14 protein-coding genes and 2 pseudogenes are annotated in these 18,342 nt (G+C 70.2%); 15 read left to right on the top strand and 1 reads right to left on the bottom strand.

The features are described from left to right. The first annotated feature begins 81 nt into the window (after nt 1-81). Together CYJ26_RS03000 and thrB are read left to right on the top strand one after the other, a co-directional pair. Nucleotides 82-1,419, top strand: a complete 1,338-nt coding sequence (locus CYJ26_RS03000; protein WP_034236519.1) for a homoserine dehydrogenase — start codon at nt 82-84, stop codon at nt 1,417-1,419. Nucleotide 1,420: 1 nt separating this feature from the next. Further along, a complete protein-coding gene (gene thrB, locus CYJ26_RS02995) occupies nt 1,421-2,329 on the top strand; it encodes a homoserine kinase (protein WP_006549147.1) in 909 nt (302 codons plus the stop codon). 22 nt (nt 2,330-2,351) lie between these two features. Here the strand turns inward: thrB and CYJ26_RS02990 are convergent, their stop codons facing one another. Then, nucleotides 2,352-3,716 (bottom strand): PAS domain-containing protein, encoded by a 1,365-nt coding sequence (locus tag CYJ26_RS02990; protein WP_101637924.1) that lies wholly within the window; start codon nt 3,714-3,716, stop codon nt 2,352-2,354. Nucleotides 3,717-3,946: 230 nt separating this feature from the next. Here CYJ26_RS02990 and CYJ26_RS02985 point away from each other — a divergent pair. From CYJ26_RS02985 to CYJ26_RS02920, 13 genes and pseudogenes are all read left to right on the top strand, one after another. Beyond that, nucleotides 3,947-5,161: pseudogene (locus CYJ26_RS02985) on the top strand (CE1758 family FMN-dependent luciferase-like monooxygenase). Nucleotides 5,162-5,202: 41 nt separating this feature from the next. Beyond that, on the top strand, nt 5,203-5,766 hold the full coding sequence (locus CYJ26_RS02980) for a CE1759 family FMN reductase (protein WP_420808677.1): 564 nt from the start codon (nt 5,203-5,205) through the stop codon (nt 5,764-5,766). A gap of 399 nt (nt 5,767-6,165) precedes the next feature. Beyond that, a complete protein-coding gene (gene rho, locus CYJ26_RS02975) occupies nt 6,166-8,133 on the top strand; it encodes a transcription termination factor Rho (RefSeq protein ID WP_024034929.1) in 1,968 nt (655 codons plus the stop codon). 154 nt (nt 8,134-8,287) lie between these two features. After that, on the top strand, nt 8,288-8,500 hold the full coding sequence (gene rpmE, locus CYJ26_RS02970) for a 50S ribosomal protein L31 (protein ID WP_024034930.1): 213 nt from the start codon (nt 8,288-8,290) through the stop codon (nt 8,498-8,500). A 93-nt stretch (nt 8,501-8,593) separates the two neighbouring features. After that, complete coding sequence (gene prfA / locus CYJ26_RS02965; RefSeq protein WP_006549154.1) at nt 8,594-9,694, top strand: peptide chain release factor 1; 1,101 nt, start codon at nt 8,594-8,596, stop codon at nt 9,692-9,694. Beyond that, complete coding sequence (gene prmC / locus CYJ26_RS02960) at nt 9,691-10,557, top strand: peptide chain release factor N(5)-glutamine methyltransferase (protein ID WP_034236521.1); 867 nt, start codon at nt 9,691-9,693, stop codon at nt 10,555-10,557. The genes prfA and prmC overlap by 4 nt, the downstream gene beginning before the upstream one ends. A 426-nt stretch (nt 10,558-10,983) precedes the next feature. After that, a complete protein-coding gene (locus CYJ26_RS02955) occupies nt 10,984-12,591 on the top strand; it encodes an ATP-binding cassette domain-containing protein (protein ID WP_244901997.1) in 1,608 nt (535 codons plus the stop codon). Then, nucleotides 12,531-13,202: pseudogene (locus tag CYJ26_RS10950) on the top strand (substrate-binding domain-containing protein). Before CYJ26_RS02955 ends, CYJ26_RS10950 begins: the two are co-directional and overlap by 61 nt. A gap of 124 nt (nt 13,203-13,326) precedes the next feature. Continuing rightward, nucleotides 13,327-14,373, top strand: a complete 1,047-nt coding sequence (locus tag CYJ26_RS02940; RefSeq protein WP_006549162.1) for an iron-siderophore ABC transporter substrate-binding protein — start codon at nt 13,327-13,329, stop codon at nt 14,371-14,373. Beyond that, nucleotides 14,370-15,380: a FecCD family ABC transporter permease gene (locus tag CYJ26_RS02935; protein WP_231550236.1), complete on the top strand. Its 1,011-nt coding sequence runs from the start codon at nt 14,370-14,372 to the stop codon at nt 15,378-15,380. The genes CYJ26_RS02940 and CYJ26_RS02935 overlap by 4 nt, the downstream gene beginning before the upstream one ends. Beyond that, complete coding sequence (locus CYJ26_RS02930) at nt 15,377-16,441, top strand: FecCD family ABC transporter permease (RefSeq protein WP_101637921.1); 1,065 nt, start codon at nt 15,377-15,379, stop codon at nt 16,439-16,441. Before CYJ26_RS02935 ends, CYJ26_RS02930 begins: the two co-directional genes overlap by 4 nt. Beyond that, a complete protein-coding gene (locus CYJ26_RS02925) occupies nt 16,438-17,385 on the top strand; it encodes an ABC transporter ATP-binding protein (RefSeq protein WP_101637920.1) in 948 nt (315 codons plus the stop codon). Before CYJ26_RS02930 ends, CYJ26_RS02925 begins: the two co-directional genes overlap by 4 nt. Continuing rightward, nucleotides 17,385-18,326, top strand: coding sequence for a siderophore-interacting protein (locus CYJ26_RS02920; RefSeq protein ID WP_006549167.1), 942 nt, complete (start codon nt 17,385-17,387; stop codon nt 18,324-18,326). Before CYJ26_RS02925 ends, CYJ26_RS02920 begins: the two co-directional genes overlap by 1 nt. Nucleotides 18,327-18,342 lie beyond the last annotated feature (16 nt).

The raw sequence follows: 18,342 nt of genomic DNA, 5'->3' as shown, positions 1-18,342 counted from the left end.
CCCGTTGTGCACGACGGCGGGGCCCACCTGAGGTGAGGGGGTGCGCCGCCGTGGTCCTGACTGACACGATTGGTAGCTCCCATGACTGACTCCTCGCTCCCACCCACCTCGCCCTCGCCGGCAGGAACCGCCACCTTGCGCGTGGGAGTGCTCGGTTGCGGCACGGTGGGCACCCAGGTGGTCCGCCTCCTGCTGGAGCAGTCCGAGGAGTTCGCCGCCCGCGCGGGAGCCCGGCTGGAGGTGACGGGCGTAGCCGTGCGGGACGCGAGCGCGCCACGCGACCAGGCGGTCCCGCGTGAGCTGCTGACCGATGACGCGACGCGCGTGGCCACCTCCAACGACCTGGTCATCGAGCTGATCGGTGGCATCGAGCCGGCCCGCACGCTCATCCTGGCGGCCTTCCGGGCCGGGGCCTCCGTCATCACGGGGAACAAGGCCCTGATCGCCGCCCACGGTCCCGAGCTCTACGCGGCGGCCGCGGCGGCGGAGGTCGACTTCTACTACGAGGCGGCCGTAGCCGGAGCCATCCCCGTGGTCTACGCACTGCGTGAGTCCATGGCCGGCGACCTGGTCACCAGCGTCCTCGGCATCGTCAACGGCACCACCAACTACATCCTGGACGAGATGAGCACCAAGGGGCTCAGCTTCGACCAGGCCCTGGCCACGGCCCAGGAGCTGGGCTACGCCGAGGCGGACCCGACCGCCGACGTCGACGGTCTGGACGCCGCGGCCAAGGCTGCCATCATCGCCTCGCTCGCCTTCCATACACGAGTCGGGCTCGATGACGTCACGGTCGAGGGCATCCGGTCCGTCACCGCGGCGGACATCCGCGAGGCCCACGCCTCAGGCTGCGAGATCAAGCTGCTGGCCATCGCCCAGCGGCGCGACGACGACCACGCCCGCGGCATCTCCGTGCGTGTCCACCCGGCCCTCGTGCCGGCCGACCACCCGCTGGCCAGCGTCCACGGCGCCTTCAACGCCGTCCTCATCGAGGCGCAGTCGGCCGGGCGCCTCATGTTCTACGGACAGGGCGCCGGTGGCGCCCCGACGGCCTCGGCGGTCCTGTCCGACGTCGTCGCCGCGGCGGCGCACCGGGTCCACGGCGGCCAGGCGCCGCGTGAGTCCAGTTACGCCGACCTGCCGATCCTGGGGCCCGAGGCCGCCCTGACGCGCTACCAGGTCCAGCTGCGTGTTGATGACCAGCCCGGCTCGCTGGCGATCGTGGCCGGGGTCTTTGCCGAGCACGAGGTCTCCATCGACTCGGTGCGTCAGAGCGCCTACGTTGGCGGGAGCCGGGCCGTGGTCACGATCGTGACGCACCGCGCCGCCGTGGCCCACCTGGAGGCCGCCGTGGCTGGACTACGCAGCGAGGCCCGGGTGCTCGACGTCGTCTCGGTCCAGCGAGTGGAGGGTGAGTGAGATGCGTCTGACCCACGAGTCCGCCTCGGTGCGGGTGCCGGCGACGACGGCGAATATGGGCCCCGGCTTCGACTCCTTCGGCATGGCCTTCCGTTATTACGACGAGGTCAGTGTGCGTCCGGTCGCCGGCCCGACCCAGGTCACGGTCGAGGGCGTGGGCGCCGGCCGCGTGCCCACTGATGACGGCAACCTGGTGGTCCAGGCGCTGCGGGCCGGGCTGGAGGCCGTGGGCGCTCCCCAGGCCGGTTTCGAGATGCGCTGCGTCAACCGCATCCCGCACGGCGGTGGTATGGGCTCGTCTGCCTCGGCTGCCGTGGCTGGCCTCATGCTGGCCCGCGGACTCATCTCGGAGCCACAGGCGCTGGGTGATGACCTGGTCTTCGACATCGCCACCCAGTTCGAGGGGCATCCGGATAACGTCGCTCCGGCGGTCTTCGGCGGGGCCACCGTGGCCTGGACCGATGCTGACGGCACTCCTCATGCCGCCCCGATGCCGGTGGACGCCCACCTGCCCGTCAGTCTGCTCGTGCCGCCGGAGACCACGCGGCTGTCCACCTCTCAGGCGCGCAAGGTCCTACCGGACTCGGTGCCGCGCGCTGACGCCCTGTTCAACACCTCGCGCGCCGCGGTTCTCATGCTGGCGCTGGCCGGTCGCCCGGACCTGCTCATGGCGGGCACCGAGGACCGGCTCCACCAGGAGTACCGGCGCAGCGTCCTGCCTGACTCGATGGCGGTCATGGACTCCCTGCGCGAGCAGGGCTACCCCGCGGTGATCTCCGGCGCGGGACCGACGGTGCTGGTCCTGGCGGAGCTGCCGCAGCAGACGCGCTTCACGCTGGAGCGCCACGGCTGGACGGTCCTGCGCCCGGGGATCGACATGGACGGTGCCCGCCTGACCTCACAGGCCTGAGCGGGACGCGAGCTCCTCGTAGTCAGTGAGGTCCTGGCCGACCTCGACCACGCGCTGGCACAGGGTCTCGGTCGACTCGACGACGGCGAGCGCCTGGCACCGCGCCGCAAGCTCGCTGAGCTCGGCCAGGGCCTGGGCAGAGCTGTGGGTGGCCTGCGTGATGCCCTGGGACAGCTGCTGGGTCAGCAGCGGCAGGCGCGGGTCCTGGGCCGCAGGGCTGGAGCTCCACATGAGCAACAGCTGACGAGGAATGGTCAGGACCCGCTGGGCCTGGGCAATCGCCTGGGTGGTCTGCGCCGCCAGACGCTGCGTGCTGCGTGCTGTGGCGGGCGAGCTCGGCGATGCCGTCCTCCAGGGCCTGGGTGAGTTGGCCGATAGCGCCGTGGGACAGCTCGGCTGCGCTGTGGACGCCAGGAGCGTCCTGGGAGTCGATGCGCTCGACGATGAAGGAGTCGGTGACGGCGGCGTGGAGGCGGGCCAGCGCGATGCGCAGGCGCATGCGTCCGACGCTGCGCTCCATGAGGGCGAGGTCGCGGACGAGCCGGTCAACCTGCTGACTGACGATGCCCTGCATCTGGAGCCACAGCCGCAGCAGCTCAGTGAGCCGGCTGACCTGTGGCCCTTCGTGGGCGAGCAGGGACACCGACTCGTTGGTGAGCCGGGCGGGGGCCAGGGCGTGGGAGAGACGGTGGCTGGCCGCCCGCAGGCTCCCGGCCAGATCGGCCAGCTCGTCCTGCCTCTTGGTCCAGGCCCCGAGGTCCTCGTTGAGGTCGGTGACCGTGCGCAACATGGTTCCTAGTGGTCCGGAGGCGAAGGGGCGCTCAGGCCAGGTGGCGCCGAGCTCCTCGCGGCGGGCGACCTCGGCCGGCAGGGCGGTGTTCTGGAAGGCCTCGTAGTCCTCCAGCCCCAGGCCCTTGACGGTGCGCACGATGTGGGCGGCTCCCAGCTGTGCTGCCTCGCGCCGGGTCGAGCCTTGGGTCAGGGCGCGGTCCTCGACCTTGCGTGCGCCGCCATAGACGGACAGGGCGGTGGACAAGAGCTCCTCGCACACCGGGCGGGTCCGCACCGACAGGTAGCTGCCGTCCCTGAGCGGGGTGATGGTGGCGAAGACGTTGTACTCCGAGCCGTCGGCGGCGAGGTTGCGCACGTAGCAGGCGAAGACCTGCCCTGAGGTGATGGTGTCCCACATGGCGCGGAAGGCGCCGCCTGGCATGGCCGGGTGGCGAATGATGTTGTGAGGCGCGTGGAGCAGCACCTCCTGCGAGAAGCGTGACAGGCGGACAAAGACCTCGTTGGCGCTCGTGATGACGCCCTTGGCGTCAGTGGTGGAGAAGAACAGGTCGTCGAGACCGACCTCGTGGACGGCACCAGTAGGACAGACGGGCATGGGAAGGTTCCTGTGCAGTGGGAGAGAGCAACGCCGCGGCGGGCTAGGGATAGTGGCGGCGTAGAGGACTTAAGGCCTGTGCGTGGTTGCATGGGCTGATGAGATCAAGTGATGCGACAGCAATGGCCTGGCTGAGGTGGCGAGTGACTCACCTCTCGGAATGATTGAGCATTGAACTAGTGCTGCTGGGTACAGCATCTCAGCCCCGTCACCCGAGGAAGGATCCGCTCATGGACCACTCCGCCCCAACGCCGTCGGCCGCCCCGGCTCACGACGCCGGCCTCCCAGGCCGCCACCGCATGCACTTTGGCGTCTTCACCGTCGGCGACATCACCACCGACCCGGCAACCGGCCGCCCACCCAGCGAGCACGAGCGCATCAAGAACACCGTCGAGATGGCGGTGGCCGCTGAGCAGGCCGGCCTGGACTTCTTTGCTACCGGCGAGCACCACAACCCTCCCTTTGCTCCTTCCAGCCCGACGACGCTCCTCGGCAATATCGCCGCTCGCACCTCGCGTCTCCTGCTGTCCACCGCCACCACGCTCATCACCACCAATGACCCGGTCCGCCTGGCAGAGGACTACGTCTACCTCCAGCACCTGGCTGATGGCAGGCTCGACCTCATGATGGGGCGCGGCAACACCGGGCCCGTCTATCCCTGGTTCGGCAAGGACATCCGCAAGGGCATCCAGCTGGCCGTGGAGAACGATGACCTGTAGCGCACGCTGTGGTCCCAGACCAACGTGGACTGGGAGGGAGAGTTCCGCACGCCCCTGACTGACTTCACCTCGACGCCCCGTCCGCTGGACGGCGTGGCACCCTTCGTCTGGCACGGCTCCATCCGTAGCCCTCAGATCGCCGAGCAGGCCGCCTGCTATGGCGATGGCTTCTTTCATAACAACATCTTCTGGCCCTCTGACCACGTGAAGAAGATGACGGACCTGTACCGCCAGCGCTTTGAGCACTACGGCCACGGCCGCGCCGAGGAAGCCTATGTGGGCCTGGGCGGCCAGGTCTTCATGGCGGGCAGCCCGGCTGAGGCGTTCCGCCGCTACGAGCCCTACTTCCGCAACACCTACGTCTACCAGGGTGCCTCGCTGGAGGAGATGACCACCCACACCCCGCTGGCGGTGGGCACGCCCGAGCAGGTCGTGGAGAAGTACCTGCGCTACCGCGACGTCGTCGGGGACTATCAGCGCCAGGCCTTCGTCCTGGACATGGGAGGCGTCCCGCACGCCGAGGTGATGCGGCAGATCGAGATGCTCGGCACCCTCGTGGTCCCTGCCCTGCGCGCCGGGCTGGAGACCGCACGTCCCCAGAGCGTGCCGGACGCGCCGCTCCACCCTCGCCATCTGGCTGCCCTCACTGGTGCCGAGCCCCCGGCTGAGGAGCCCTTCGCCCTGGCCGAGGGCTACGACCCGCTGACCGGACGACGCGCCCGCTGAGGGTGCTGCGGACCAAGGACCTGAAGGAGAGGCAGAACGCCATGACTGTCGAGATGAACCAGTCCGACCAGGCGGTGCCCGCCGGGGAGCACGGCGAGGTGACAGACGCCTACGACCACACCCAGATGGGGCGCTTCGCCAAGATCGTCGCCTTCCACGCCGGGGTGTCCACGCCTTCGTCCTCGGCGATGCTCGCCGAGCGCCTGGGTGAGTCCACGCGCTTGGCGCTGGAGGCGGACTCGCGGATGGCCAGCGTCAAGGTCATCAGCCTGCGTCCGCTGGTCAGTGACATCGCCCTGGCGAGCGTCGGTGGTCCGCTGAGTGAGGGTCTCAAGGCCGCCGTCGACGCCCTCGCGCAGGCCGACGGCGTCATCGCCGTGACGCCCGTCTTCCAGTCCTCCTACTCCGGGCTGTTCAAGTCCTTTATCGACGTCCTGCCCGAGGGCACGCTGCGCGGGGTGCCGGTCCTCATGGGCGCCACCGCGGGCACGGCGCGCCACTCGCTAGTCACCGAGATGGCGATGCGTCCCCTGTTCGCCGACCTCAAGGCCGTCACGGCAACGCTGGTCGTCTTCGCTGCCAGCGAGGACTTCGGGGCCTCGTGAGAGGAGGGCGGCGCGGGAGGCGGGACGACTCCGCTGCCGGAGCGCATCGAACGCGCTGGTGGCGAGCTCGCCCAGCTCATCGCCCGCTTCCCGCGCCAGGCTCCGGTCGACGCCATGAGTGACTTCACGCCGATGGACGCCTTGTTGCGCCGTCGTCACTGAGCCCGGGGCGGGCGCGCCACCGGGTGGCGGGGGCTGCTATATTGGCTGGTGACAGCCCTGCGGATTGCACCGCACCGCCGTCACGTACCAGTTGGGACGCCCCGCCCCCGGGCCTGAGGTCCGGCCGCTGAGGTCCCGTGGTACACGACTTCGTCCCGTGATTGATCCGGGTCAGTCCCGTACCTGCCGCACCCCCGCCATCAGGCGATCGGCGGCGCCTCCACCGTAAGGACACTCGTGACCGAGACTTCCAGCGCTCAGCCATCGCTGACGACCATGCGTCTGGCCGAGCTTCAGCAGCTTGCATCCTCCATGGGCCTCAAGGGCACCTCACGCCTGCGCAAGAGCGAGCTTGTGGCCGCCATCCGTGAGGCTGGGCCTGCCTCCGCCGCGCCGACCCGCGCGGCCCGGAAGGCTGCCTCTGCGACCAAGGCTCCTGCGCAGCCCACCGCTTCCGCCCAGCCTGCCGAGGGCGAGGAGCAGCCCCGTCCGCGTCGTCGGCGCGCGACCGCCCCGGCTGCGGCCCCCAAGCATGAGGACCTGGCTTCCCTGGAGCTTGACCTGCCCGCGCGCAGCCAGGAGCAGGCTCCTGCCCGAGGGCGCGCCGAGCGCGTTGCGCACGACGAGGTCGTCTCTGGCTTTGAGGCTCGTGAAGCGGGCCGTGAGGGCTCGCGTCGTTCGCGTCGTCGTGCCCAGGCTGCTGCCGGGGCTCCTGAGCGCCAGCAGCGCGGCCCCGTCAACGACTCCGCCGAGGACCACCTGGACGCCAAGGCCGCGCTCATGCGTGACCTGGCTGACGCCACCGGCACGGCCGCCGTCGAGCCGGCCGAGCGCCGTCGGACGAACGGGAACGAGGCCCGGGGCAACCAGGGCTGGGACGAGGAGGAGGGACGCGGTGGCCGCCGCCGTCGCGGACGCAAGCGTCGCGAGCGCGAGGGTGGCCAGAACGAGCAGCGTCAGGGCGGCCAGAACGAGCGCGCCCCGCGCGAGGACGAGGTCCTCCTGCCCGTGGCCGGCATCCTGGACGTGGCCGACGCCAACCACGCCTACCTGCGCACTTCCGGCTACCTGCCGGGCGCCAAGGACGTCTACGTCTCAGGCCAGCAGATCAAGGACAACGGTCTGCGTGCGGGCGACGCCGTGACCGGCTGGGTTCGCGAGGGCGGCGAGACCGCCAACCCCGGTGGTGGGCGGGGCAATCGTCGCAACAACCGTGCCAACCGGCAGAAGTACAACCCGCTGGTCAGCGTCGAGACCGTCAACGGCATGGACCCTGAGCGGGCCAAGCGCCGCCCGGAGTTCACCAAGCTCGTCCCGCTCTACCCCCAGGAGCAGCTGCGCCTGGAGACCACCCCCAAGGCGCTGACCCCGCGTGTGATCGACCTGGTCTCGCCGATCGGCAAGGGCCAACGCGGACTCATCGTCTCTCCGCCCAAGGCCGGTAAGACGATCGTGCTCCAGCAGATCGCCAACGCGATCGCCGTTAACAACCCCGAGGCCCACCTCATGGTCGTGCTCGTTGACGAGCGCCCCGAGGAGGTCACGGATATGCAGCGCACGGTCAAGGGTGAGGTCATCGCCTCCACCTTCGACCGCCCGGCCTCGGACCACACCACCGTCGCCGAGCTCGCTATCGAGCGTGCCAAGCGCCTGGTGGAGCTGGGCCAGGACGTGGTGGTGCTGCTGGACTCCATCACCAGGCTCGGCCGCGCCTACAACCTGGCCGCCCCGGCCTCCGGACGGATCCTGTCTGGTGGTGTGGACGCCTCCGCCCTCTACCCGCCCAAGCGCTTCTTCGGCGCCGCCCGCAACATCGAGAACGGCGGGTCGCTGACCATCCTGGCCACGGCCCTGGTGGAGACCGGCTCGAAGATGGACGAGGTCATCTTCGAGGAGTTCAAGGGCACCGGAAACATGGAGCTGCGACTGTCCCGCCAGCTGGCGGAGAAGCGCATCTTCCCGGCCGTGGACGTGGCTGCCTCCTCCACGCGCCGTGAGGAGCTGCTCATCGACCCGGCCCAGCTGAAGATCATGTGGCGCCTGCGCCGCCTGTTCTCCGGCCTGGAGCAGCAGCAGGCCCTGGAGCTCGTGCTCGGCAAGCTCAAGGAGACCCAGTCCAACGCGGAGTTCCTCATGGTCATCTCCAAGACGACCCCGCAGGGCACCTCGCTGGCCGACGCCGACGACGAGGCCACGCTCGCCTGAGGGCTGCCTCGCCCGGTGTCCACGATCACGCTGGGCACCCTTTTCCAGGCGTTGTGCCGGCATTGCCGGGCCCGATATCATCACCCACTGGTTTCCGGTTCACCTGCGTGGTCCGCGCGCGGGACCCGGGGCCCTCTGAATGCTAGGAGACACCATGAAGCAGGGGATCCACCCCGACTACGTGGCCACCACGGTCACGTGCACTTGCGGCAACACCTTCGAGACCCGCTCGACCGTCACCTCCGGTGAGATCCGCGTCGACGTGTGCTCGGCCTGCCACCCGTTCTACACGGGCAAGCAGAAGATCCTCGACACCGGTGGCCGCGTGGCCCGCTTCGAGGCTCGCTACGGCAAGCGCACCAAGTAAGCAGCCTGCTCGACGCCGACGGATGGCCCCAGGGCCGCCGTCGGCGTCGTCGCGTCTAGAGACGCTGCCGCCCACTAACCCCAGGAGAAGAGCATGAGCCAGGACCAGCGCGAGGACTTCTCAGCCGCGTTGCCCCTGCTGGAGGAATACTTCGGCATCGAGCGCGAGATGGCTGACCCTGCCATCAGCTCCGACCCGGGCGCGATGCGCCGGCTGGGACGGCGCTACGCCGAGCTCGGGCGGGTCGTGAGCGCCTACCGTGCTTGGCAGGCGGCGCAGGCTGACTATGACGACGCCGTCGAGCTGGCTGAGGGTGACCCCGACTTCGCCGCTGAGGTCCCCGGACTCCAGGCGGCTGCCGAGACGGCGACCGAGCACCTGCGCGAGGTGCTCGTGCCCCGTGACCCCGATGATGCCCGCGACGTCATCATCGAGGTCAAGGCCGGCGAGGGTGGTGAGGAGTCCGCCCTCTTCGCCTCGGACCTGGCACGTATGTACACCCGCTACGCCGAGCGCATGGGCTGGGCGGTGGAGGTCCTGGACGCCACCGACTCTGACCTGGGCGGCTACAAGGACGTCCGCCTGGCGGTTAAGGCCCGCTCGGCCGTGGAGCCGCAGGACGGGGTCTGGGCTCACCTGAAGTACGAGGGCGGGGTCCACCGCGTCCAGCGCGTGCCCGTCACCGAGAGCCAGGGACGCATCCACACCTCTGCCGCCGGTGTGCTGGTGATGCCGGAGGTCGACGACCCCGGTGAGCTGGAGATCGACCCGAACGACCTGCGCATTGACGTCTTCCGCTCCTCCGGACCCGGAGGTCAGTCCGTCAACACCACGGACTCGGCCGTACGCATCACCCACCTGCCTACCGGGATCGTGGTCTCGATGCAGAACGAGAAGTCCCAGCTGCAGAACAAGGAGGCGGCGCTGCGCGTCCTGCGTGCCCGGCTGCTGGCCGAGCGTGCGGCACAGGCGGCCGCCGAGGAGGCTGAGGCTCGCCGCTCCCAGGTGCGCACCGTGGACCGTTCCGAGCGCATCCGGACCTACAACTTCCCCGAAAACCGCATCACGGACCACCGCACCGGCTACAAGGCCTACAACCTGTCCACCGTGCTGGACGGCGACCTCGGCCCCGTCATCGACTCGGCGATCGCCATGGACGAGGCTGAGCGCCTGGCGGCGATCGGGGAGCAGTGAGCTTTCTGGACCGCTACGCCCTACGGCGTGAGGTCCGGGCGGCGGGGGAGGAGCTCGCGCGCGCGGGCGTCGCCTCGCCGCACGCGGACGCCCGGGCGCTGGCTGAGCACCTGCTTGGGTGTCAGATCCTGCTTTCCGACGGCGCAGACGAGGGATTCCTGGCGGCCTACCGCGCCCTGGTGGCACGGCGGACGGCGCGTGAGCCGCTGCAGCACCTGACCGGCCGGATGTGGTTTCGAGGTCTGGAGTTGGTGGCCAGGCCCGGAGTGTTCATCGTGCGTCCGGAGACCGAGGTGGTGGCTGGGGCCGCGATCGAGGCGGCTGGCCGGGTGGCCGAGCGGTACGGGCGGGCGCCCGTCGTCGTCGACCTGTGCACCGGGTCGGGCGCTATCGCCGCTGCGGTGGCCGCGGAGGTGCCGACGGCGCGGGTGACGGGCGTTGAGCTCGCTGACGCTGCAGTGGCCGCGGCACGTGAGAACTGCGAGCGTGTGGTACCGGGGCGGGTCCGCGTGGTCCAGGCCGACGCCACGGCAGCCGCCACGCTGGCCGAGATGGACGGCAGTGTCGACGTCGTCGTCTCCAACCCTCCCTATGTCCCAGCCGGTGGGGTGGAGGACCCGGAGACGGCGCTGCACGATCCGGGGCTGGCGCTGTACGGCGGCGGCGTGGACGGGCTCGCGGTGCCGCGGGCCGTGATCGGCCGGGCGGCGGGGCTGCTGGGCGTCGGTGGGCTGCTGGTGATGGAGCACGACGCCGGGCAGGGCGAGTCGCTGCGGCGTGCGGCGGTGGAGGCCGGCCTGACTGAGGTGTCCACCGGGGTGGATCTGACTGGGCGCGACCGGTATCTCAGCGCACGAGCCTGAGTGATTCTCGGCACATAAGTATCTATCACTTGATTAATAGGAGTTGATAGGTATCTGAGGTGCGGTTCTCCGCTCAAACTCGACGATCCTTCGCTCGGAGAGCCCGGTCGAGGAGCGGGTGGGCACTCGTGGTCGACGCGCGTCGCCCTGGCCTGCTGCGAGGGCGCAGCCCGATGGGGCCCAGAGGGGACGTGTCGCGGGTCTCCTGTGCTGTGCGGAATGTAGTTGACGACGATGCCTGGCAGCCAGCGCCGACAGCTGTTCGTGCCGCCTGGCCTGGTGAGCCGGAGGCTTTGGGACGGTGCTGCGGTGAGTGCGGCATGAGGGCCCAGGCAGCGCCAGAGCCCCTGCTCCAGGCGCGCGCGGTGACCAACAAGGCGGTAGCCAGCACGTGGAGGAGGTAGAACCCTGCTCCAGGCGCGCGCGGTGACCAAGCGCTTTCCCGGGGTCCTGGCCTTGGACGAGGTGGGGCTCACGGTGCATCCCGGTCAGGTGCACGCGCTGGTCGGGGAGAACGGCGCCGGCAAGTCGACGCTCATGAAGATCCTCAGCGGCATCTACCGGCCGGACGCCGGCCAGATCTGGCTGCGTGGCGAGCCGGTGAGGATCGCGAGCCCGCAGCAGGCCCAGCGCTTAGGCATCTCCACCATCCACCAGGAGCTGGGCCTTATGCCCGACCTCACGGTGGAGCAGAACGTCTTCTTCGGGCGCGAGCCCTACGCCGGCACCCGGTTCAACCTCGCCCCGCGGGCGATGCGACGGCGCACCGAGGAGCTGCTGGACCGCGTGGGCCTGGCGCTACGGCCCGGTGACCGTGTGGGGGACCTGACGATCGCCACCCAGCAGATGGTGGAGATCGCCAAGGCGCTCGCCTTTGACGCTCGGGTCCTCATCATGGACGAGCCCACCGCCGCGCTGACCGAGCGCGAGACCGAGGCCCTGTTCCGGGTGATGGCGGACTTCATCAGCCCGCACACGGCCATCATCTACATCTCCCACCGCATGGACGAGGTCAAGCGGGTGGCGGACGCGGTCACCGTCCTGCGCGACGGTCGGTGGATCGCGACCACGCCTGCCGATCAGATCAGCGTTGCTGAGGTCATCGAGCAGATGGTCGGACGCAGCCTGGAGACCGACGCCCGGCCCGAGCCCCACGACGCCAGCGCCCCGGTGCGCCTGAAGGTCGAGGGCCTGGCCACCGAGGACCTGCTGCGCGAGGTCAGCCTCGAGGTGCGCTGCGGCGAGATCCTGGGGCTGGCCGGCCTGGTAGGAGCGGGGCGCACGGAGACCGCCCGGGCCATCATCGGGGCCGACCCACGCAGTGCGGGACGCATTGAGGTGGGCGGCCAGCCGGTGGAGATCTCCTCGCCTGCCGACGCCGTGCGTCACTCCATCGCCTACCTGTCCGAGGACCGCAAGCGCTACGGGCTGCTGCTGGACAAGAGCCTGGTGGAGAACATCGCCCTGCCCTCCTATGGACGGTGGTCGCGCGGCATCGTCGTCAATGACGATGCCGCGGTGCAGACCGCGGAACGCTTCATTGAGCAGCTACGTATCAAGACCCCCTCGCCCTGGCAGGAGGTCCAGTACCTGTCAGGAGGCAATCAGCAGAAGGTGGTCCTGGCCAAGTGGCTGGCTCGGGACTGCGACGTCCTCATCATCGACGAGCCCACACGGGGAATCGACGTGGGGGCCAAGGAGGAGATCTACCGGCTCCTGGAGGACCTGGCGGCCTGCTCGGGCTCACGAGCCGGCGAGGGCGGTGAGGGCGCAGGCCAGTCCATCGCCGTCGTCGCCAAGGGCTACGCCAGCCCCTTCTGGGCGACCGTCAAGGCCGGGGCCGAGGCTGCCGGCAAGGACCTGGGCTACCAGGTCTCCTTTAACGGGCCCGACTCTGAGACCGACGTCCCTCGGCAAAACGACCAGCTCCAGCAGGCGCTGGTCAAGCACCCGCGGCGCTCGTCTTCGCCTCGCTGGACTCCCAGGCCCAGGCCACCGTCCTGCAGCAGTTCGCTGAGGCCTCCATCCCGGTGATCGCCTTCGACTCCGGCGTTCCGGGCTCTGACATCCCGGTGACCACGGTGGCCACGGACAATAAGGCCGCGGCTGCGCAGGCGGCCGAGCACCTGTCCGAGCTGCTGGGCCGCAAGGGCAAGGTCGCCATCGTGTGCAACTCCCAGACCTCGGTGACGGGGCAGGACCGCGAGCAGGGCTTCCGCAGCTGGCTGGGGGACAACGCCCCGGACATCCAGGTCGTGGACGTGCAGTAAAACAACTCTGACCAGGCGGTTGCCCAGCAGCAGGCTGCGGCGATCCTGCAGGCGCACCCGGACCTGGCCGGCATCTTCGCCACGGAGGACGACGGCGCCGTCGCCGCAGCGCAGGCCGCGCAGACGGCGGCGATGACGGACACCGTGACCATCGTCGGCTTCGACTCGGGCAAGCCGCAGATGGACCTGGTCACGGCCGGCACCATTGCCGGCTCGATCACGCAGAACCCCTACGAGATGGGCTACCAGGCCGTGGTCGCGGCGGTCAAGGTCCTCAAGGGCCAGAGCGTGGAGAGCTTCATTGACTCTGGCTTCTCCTGGTACGACGCCGAGAACCTGGGTGACGAGGACATCCAGAAGGCGGTCTACGAGTGATCGTGAGGGTGCCCGTGCGCAGTGGGGGTGACCAAGCGCACGGGCACCCTACTTGTTAGGTGTGCCTAAGTAGCATTACGGTCGAGGTCCTTGTTCATTCGCACTGCCGATCCCTGGAGTATTCGTGACCGTCTCTCGCAAGACCTTCCTCGTGACCACAGCCGCCCTGCCACTGGCCGCCCTGCTCGCTGCCTGCGGCACCAAGACGGAGGCAGGCTCCTCGGCCTCGGCTGGCGCCACCGGCTCCTCCGAGGCCCTGAGCGTGACTCACGCCTTCGGCACGACGACGGTCCCCGCCTCGCCCCAGCGCGTGGCCACCATTGCCTGGGGCAACCAGGACGTGCCGCTGGCCCTGGGCGTCATGCCGGTGGGGATCGCCAAGCAGACCTGGGGCGTGAGCGACGACTCCGGGATGCTGGAGTGGACCAAGGCCAAGGTGGATGAGCTCGTGGCTGACGGCGCGAGCGTCCCGGCCCTGTTTGACGAGACTGACGCCATCGACTTCGAGGCCGTGGCCGCCACGAGCCCGGAGGTGATCCTGGCTGCCTACTCCGGGCTGACTCAGGAGGACTACGAGACCCTGAGCAAGATCGCCCCCACCATCGCCTACCCGGACATCGCCTGGGGTACCGCCTGGCGCGACATGATCCGCATGGACTCGGCCGGTATGGGCAGGAAGGACGAGGGCGAGGCGCTCGTGACCGAGCTGGAGGAGCTCATCTCCACCCAGCTGGCCGACTACCCGCAGATCGCCGGCAAGTCTGCCGCCTTCTTCTCCGCCACCCCCTCGGACATGTCCTCCATCGGCTTCTACATCCCGGCCGATCCGCGCACCGGTTTCCTGGCCGACCTCGGCCTGAGCGTGCCCGAGTCCGTGGCCAAGGCCGCCAAGGCCGACCCGGACACCTTCTACGTCTCGATCTCGGCTGAGAACGCCGACACTCTGTCCGACGTCGACCTCATGGTCATGTACGGCGAGGACTCTGAGCTGGCTGCTCTGCAGGGTGACGCGCTCTTCGGCGCGATCCCGGCCATCAAGAACGGCGCGGTCGCTTTCGTCGGCAACGGCACTGCGCTGTCTGCCGCTACCAACCCCACGCCCCTGTCCCTGCCCTGGGGACTGAAGGACTACCTCGCCCTCATCGCTGCGGCGGCTGACAAGGTCCAGTGACCACCTGGCTGCGCCACCACCGGATGGCGGCGCTGGGAGTCCTCCTGCTCGCCGTCGTCCTGGCCGCCTGCGCCTCGATCGCCTTCGGGGCGCGGGTAGTGAGCCTGGCTGAGATCGTCCAGGGGCTGCGCGACGGCGGGGACGGGGCGGGCCTGGGGGCTGTCGCCGTCGCCGAGCGCCTGCCGCGCACGGCCACCGCCCTCGTGGCCGGGGCCGCGCTGGGGGTCTCCGGCACCCTCATGCAGGCCCTGACCCGTAACCCCATCGCTGACCCCGGGATCCTGGGGATCAACACCGGGGCCTCGCTCGCGATGGTCACCGTGATCGCCTTCGCCGGCATCACGACCCTGCCTCAGTATCTGTGGACCGCCCTGATCGGGGCGGGGCTGACGGCTGTGTTCGTCTACCTGGTGGGCTCGCTGGGACCGGGCGGGGCGACGCCGGTCAAGCTGGCGCTGGCGGGGGTTGCTGCCACGGCGGCCCTGTCCAGCCTCATCAGCGCCGTCATGCTGCCGCGCGCGGCAGCGCTGACGGACTTCCGCTTCTGGCAGGTGGGGAGCCTGGGGCGCGGGACCTGGCAGTCGCTGGCGACCGTGGCGCCCTTCCTCCTGGTCGGTGCCCTTCTCGCCCTCGTGGTTGCCTCACCGCTGAACTCGCTAGCCCTGGGGGATGAGATGGCCGTGGGCCTGGGGGTCCACGTGGCTCGCACCCGCGTGCTGGCGGCCGCCGGAGGCGTTGTCCTGGCGGCGGCGACGACGGCGCTGGCCGGCCCGATCGGCTTCGTCGGGCTCATGGTGCCTCACGCCGTACGCATGGTCATCGGTGCCGACAACCGCTGGGTCCTGCCGGCCTCGGCGCTGGGCGGGGCGGCGCTGCTGACCGCGGCCGACGTGGTCGGACGAGTCATCGCCAGACCCGCAGAGGTGAGCGTGGGCGTGGTCACCGCCTTCATCGGAGCCCCCGTGCTCATCCTCATCGCCCGCGGGACCAAGGTGGGACAGCTGTGAGCGCGCCGTCCTCCTCCTCCTCGTCCCAGGCCCTGGCTGCCGGCTTCACGGTGGCCGGGCGACGCCGTCGCTCACGGCGATACCTGGTGGTCACCCTCCTTCTTGCCCTGGCAGCCCTGGCCTTGTGGTGGGCCGAGGTCCTCGCCGGCGACACCTGGTACCCACCCTCGCAGGTCCTGGCGGTGATGAGGGGTCAGGAGGTGCCAGGGGCGTCTTTCGTCATCGGTGAGCTACGGCTGCCGCGGGCCGTGACTGGGCTGCTGGCGGGCCTGGCCTTCGGGATGGCTGGGCGCACGAGCCAGACGATGCTGCGCAACGAGCTGGCCAGCCCGGACATCATCGGCATCACCTCCGGCGCCTCAACGGCCGCCGTCTTCGGCATCCTCGTGCTGGGGTGGTCCGGGACTCGGCTCAGCCTCATGGCGGTGGCTGCCGGCGTGGCCACGGCCGCCGTCATCTTCGCCCTGTCCGGGCGCGGCAGGTCCCAGGGCGGGCGGCTCATCCTCATCGGCATCGGCGTGGCGGCGATGTTCTCCTCGCTGACTGCCTACCTGCAGCTGCGTGCCAACGCCTACGACGTCGCCGACGCCATGCGCTGGCTCTCCGGCTCGCTGGGCGGGGCCCGCTGGGAGCAGGTGCCCCTGCTGGCCGGCGCGGTGGTCCTGGGCGGGGCGGCGCTGGCTGCCATCGCGCGTAGCCTGCGGGTCCTGCCGCTGGGGGAGGAGGCAGCCACAGGCCTGGGGGAGAAGGTGGAGCGTTCGCGTGCCGCCCTCGTGCTCGCGCTGGTGGTCCTGTCCGCCTGCGCGACGGCGGCCAGCGGACCGATCGCCTTCGTCTCCTTCCTGGCCGGGCCTGTGACGGCCCGGCTCGCCGGACCCAGCGACCGGGTCCTGCTGGCGCCCTCGGCCCTGATGGGGGCTGTGATCGTGCTCGGTGGTGACCTGGCAGGTCAGTACCTCTTCCCCACGGCACTGCCCGTGGGCGTGGTCACCGGCATCGTGGGCGCGCCCTACCTGCTCGCCCAGCTTGTCCGACTCAACCGTCAAGGAGCCAGCGCATGAGCGCCACCGCACTCCAGTCCGTTGCAGGCACGCGCGGGGACCGGCCAGCTGGAGCCGGGCCCCAGGGCGAGGTGGCGGTGGCACGTGAGCTTGCCGTGCGAGGGCTGCGCTCGGGCTATGAGGGACGCGTGGTCGTCGACGGCGTGAACCTGGCCGTGCCCACCGGCAGGATCACGGTGATCGTGGGAGCCAACGCGTGCGGCAAGTCCACGCTGCTCAAGACCATGGCTCGCATCCTGACCCCAGTGGAGGGGGTGGTGCTGCTTGACGGCGAGGCGATCACCTCCGTGCCGACCCGCACCCTGGCTCGCAGGCTCGGTCTGCTGCCTCAGCAGCCGATCGCGCCTGAGGGCATCACCGTGGCCGACCTCGTGGGGCGTGGACGCCACCCGCACCAGGGGCTCTTTGCCTCCTGGACCAGCCAGGACCGCCAGGTGGTGGAGGACTCGCTCCTGGCTACGGGGACGGCTGAGCTGGCGGACCGGGCGGTTGACGAGCTGTCAGGAGGCCAGCGTCAGCGCGTGTGGATCGCCATGGCCCTGGCCCAGCGCACCGACGTCCTCCTCCTGGACGAGCCGACTACCTTCCTCGACCTGGCGCACCAGGTGGAGGTGCTCGACCTGCTCACCGACCTCAACCGAGACCGAGGAACCACGGTGGTCATGGTCCTGCACGACATCAACCTGGCCGCCCGCTACGCCGACCACCTCGTGGCCATGCGCCAGGGCAGGGTCGTGGCATCCGGGCCTGCGGGGCAGGTCCTGAGCGCCGGCCTCATGCGTGAGGTCTTCGGCCTGGAGGCCGTGGTCATGCAGGACCCGGTCTCGCTCACCCCGCTCATCGTGCCGCGAGGACGCCACCACGCCGCCCCGGCGGGCCAGGAGGCGAGGACCGGCCAGGTACGCACTGAGACGGCTGCTGCCACGACGACGGAGGCGCGGTGATGGTGGCTCCCTTCCCCTTCTTCGCGGTCACGGTGGCCGGAGTCCGCGACCTGACTCCTTCCATGCGCCGAGTCACCTTCACCGGTGTGAGCCTGAGCGACTTCGCCGACCCGGGCTGGGACCAGCGCATCAAGCTCGTCCTGCCCGCTGCCCAGGGAGGCTACGAGCACCTGCCACAGGCAGGAGACCAGTGGTACCAGGAGTGGCTGGCGCTGCCTGATGAGCACAAGCCGCCTATCCGTACCTACACCACCAGGGCTGTGCGCGCCGGGCGCGACGGCGGCTGGCCGGAGGTCGACATCGACATGGTGCTCCACGACCCGGCCGAGGGCGGACCAGCCGCCCGCTGGCTGGCGGGCTGCGGCGTCGGCGATCCTGCCGTGCTGCTGGGGCCCTCACGGGCCTGGCTGGCGACCCAGCCGCCCAAGGCCGCCCGGTCCAACGGCGTGGACTTTGTCCCGCCGCGGGTGACCAAGCAGTACCTGCTGGGTGGGGACGAGACCGCGGCGCCGGCGATCGCCAGGATCCTGCAGGACCTGCCGCGCCAGGCCCGAGGCATCGCCGTGGTTGAGATGCCCAGGCAGGAGGACGAGGCGTACCTGCCCAGCCACCCGGGGTTCGAGGTACGCGTGCTGGGCAGGCAGGGGGCGGCGCACGGCAGCCTGCTGGTGGACGCGGTCACGCAGGCGGCTGCTGAGCTGGCGCCGGTGGGGTGCCCGTGCGAGGTTGAGGAGATCGACGTCGACGCCGAGCTGCTGTGGGAGGTGCCGCGTCACGCCAAGGGAGGGGCGGCGCTGGTGAGCACGAGCCTGTACGCCTGGCTGGCCGGGGAGGCCGGGGCCGTGCGGGCGATGCGCCGTCACCTGGTCTCCGAACGCGGAATCGACCGACGCTCAGTGGCCTTCATGGGCTACTGGAGAACAGGTCGGGCCGAGAGCTGATCCTGGCCCTGGCAGA

Origin of the sequence: Actinomyces urogenitalis (genome assembly GCF_002861525.1) — a bacterium.
GTDB classification, from domain to species: Bacteria; Actinomycetota; Actinomycetes; order Actinomycetales; family Actinomycetaceae; genus Actinomyces; species Actinomyces urogenitalis.
The sequence above is the reverse complement of the archived record's forward strand: the minus strand, read 5'-3'. Positions and strand labels throughout refer to the sequence as shown.

Excerpts from the sequence above, each read along its gene's own strand:
- CYJ26_RS03000 (WP_034236519.1), top strand. The coding sequence starts at position 82 with ATGACTGACTCCTCGCTCCCACCCACCTCGCCCTCGCCGGCAGGAACC.
- thrB (WP_006549147.1), top strand. The coding sequence starts at position 1,421 with ATGCGTCTGACCCACGAGTCCGCCTCGGTGCGGGTGCCGGCGACGACG.
- CYJ26_RS02990 (WP_101637924.1), bottom strand. The coding sequence starts at position 3,716 with ATGCCCGTCTGTCCTACTGGTGCCGTCCACGAGGTCGGTCTCGACGAC.
- CYJ26_RS02980 (WP_420808677.1), top strand. The coding sequence starts at position 5,203 with ATGACTGTCGAGATGAACCAGTCCGACCAGGCGGTGCCCGCCGGGGAG.
- rpmE (WP_024034930.1), top strand. The coding sequence starts at position 8,288 with ATGAAGCAGGGGATCCACCCCGACTACGTGGCCACCACGGTCACGTGC.
- prfA (WP_006549154.1), top strand. The coding sequence starts at position 8,594 with ATGAGCCAGGACCAGCGCGAGGACTTCTCAGCCGCGTTGCCCCTGCTG.
- CYJ26_RS02925 (WP_101637920.1), top strand. The coding sequence starts at position 16,438 with ATGAGCGCCACCGCACTCCAGTCCGTTGCAGGCACGCGCGGGGACCGG.
- CYJ26_RS02920 (WP_006549167.1), top strand. The coding sequence starts at position 17,385 with ATGGTGGCTCCCTTCCCCTTCTTCGCGGTCACGGTGGCCGGAGTCCGC.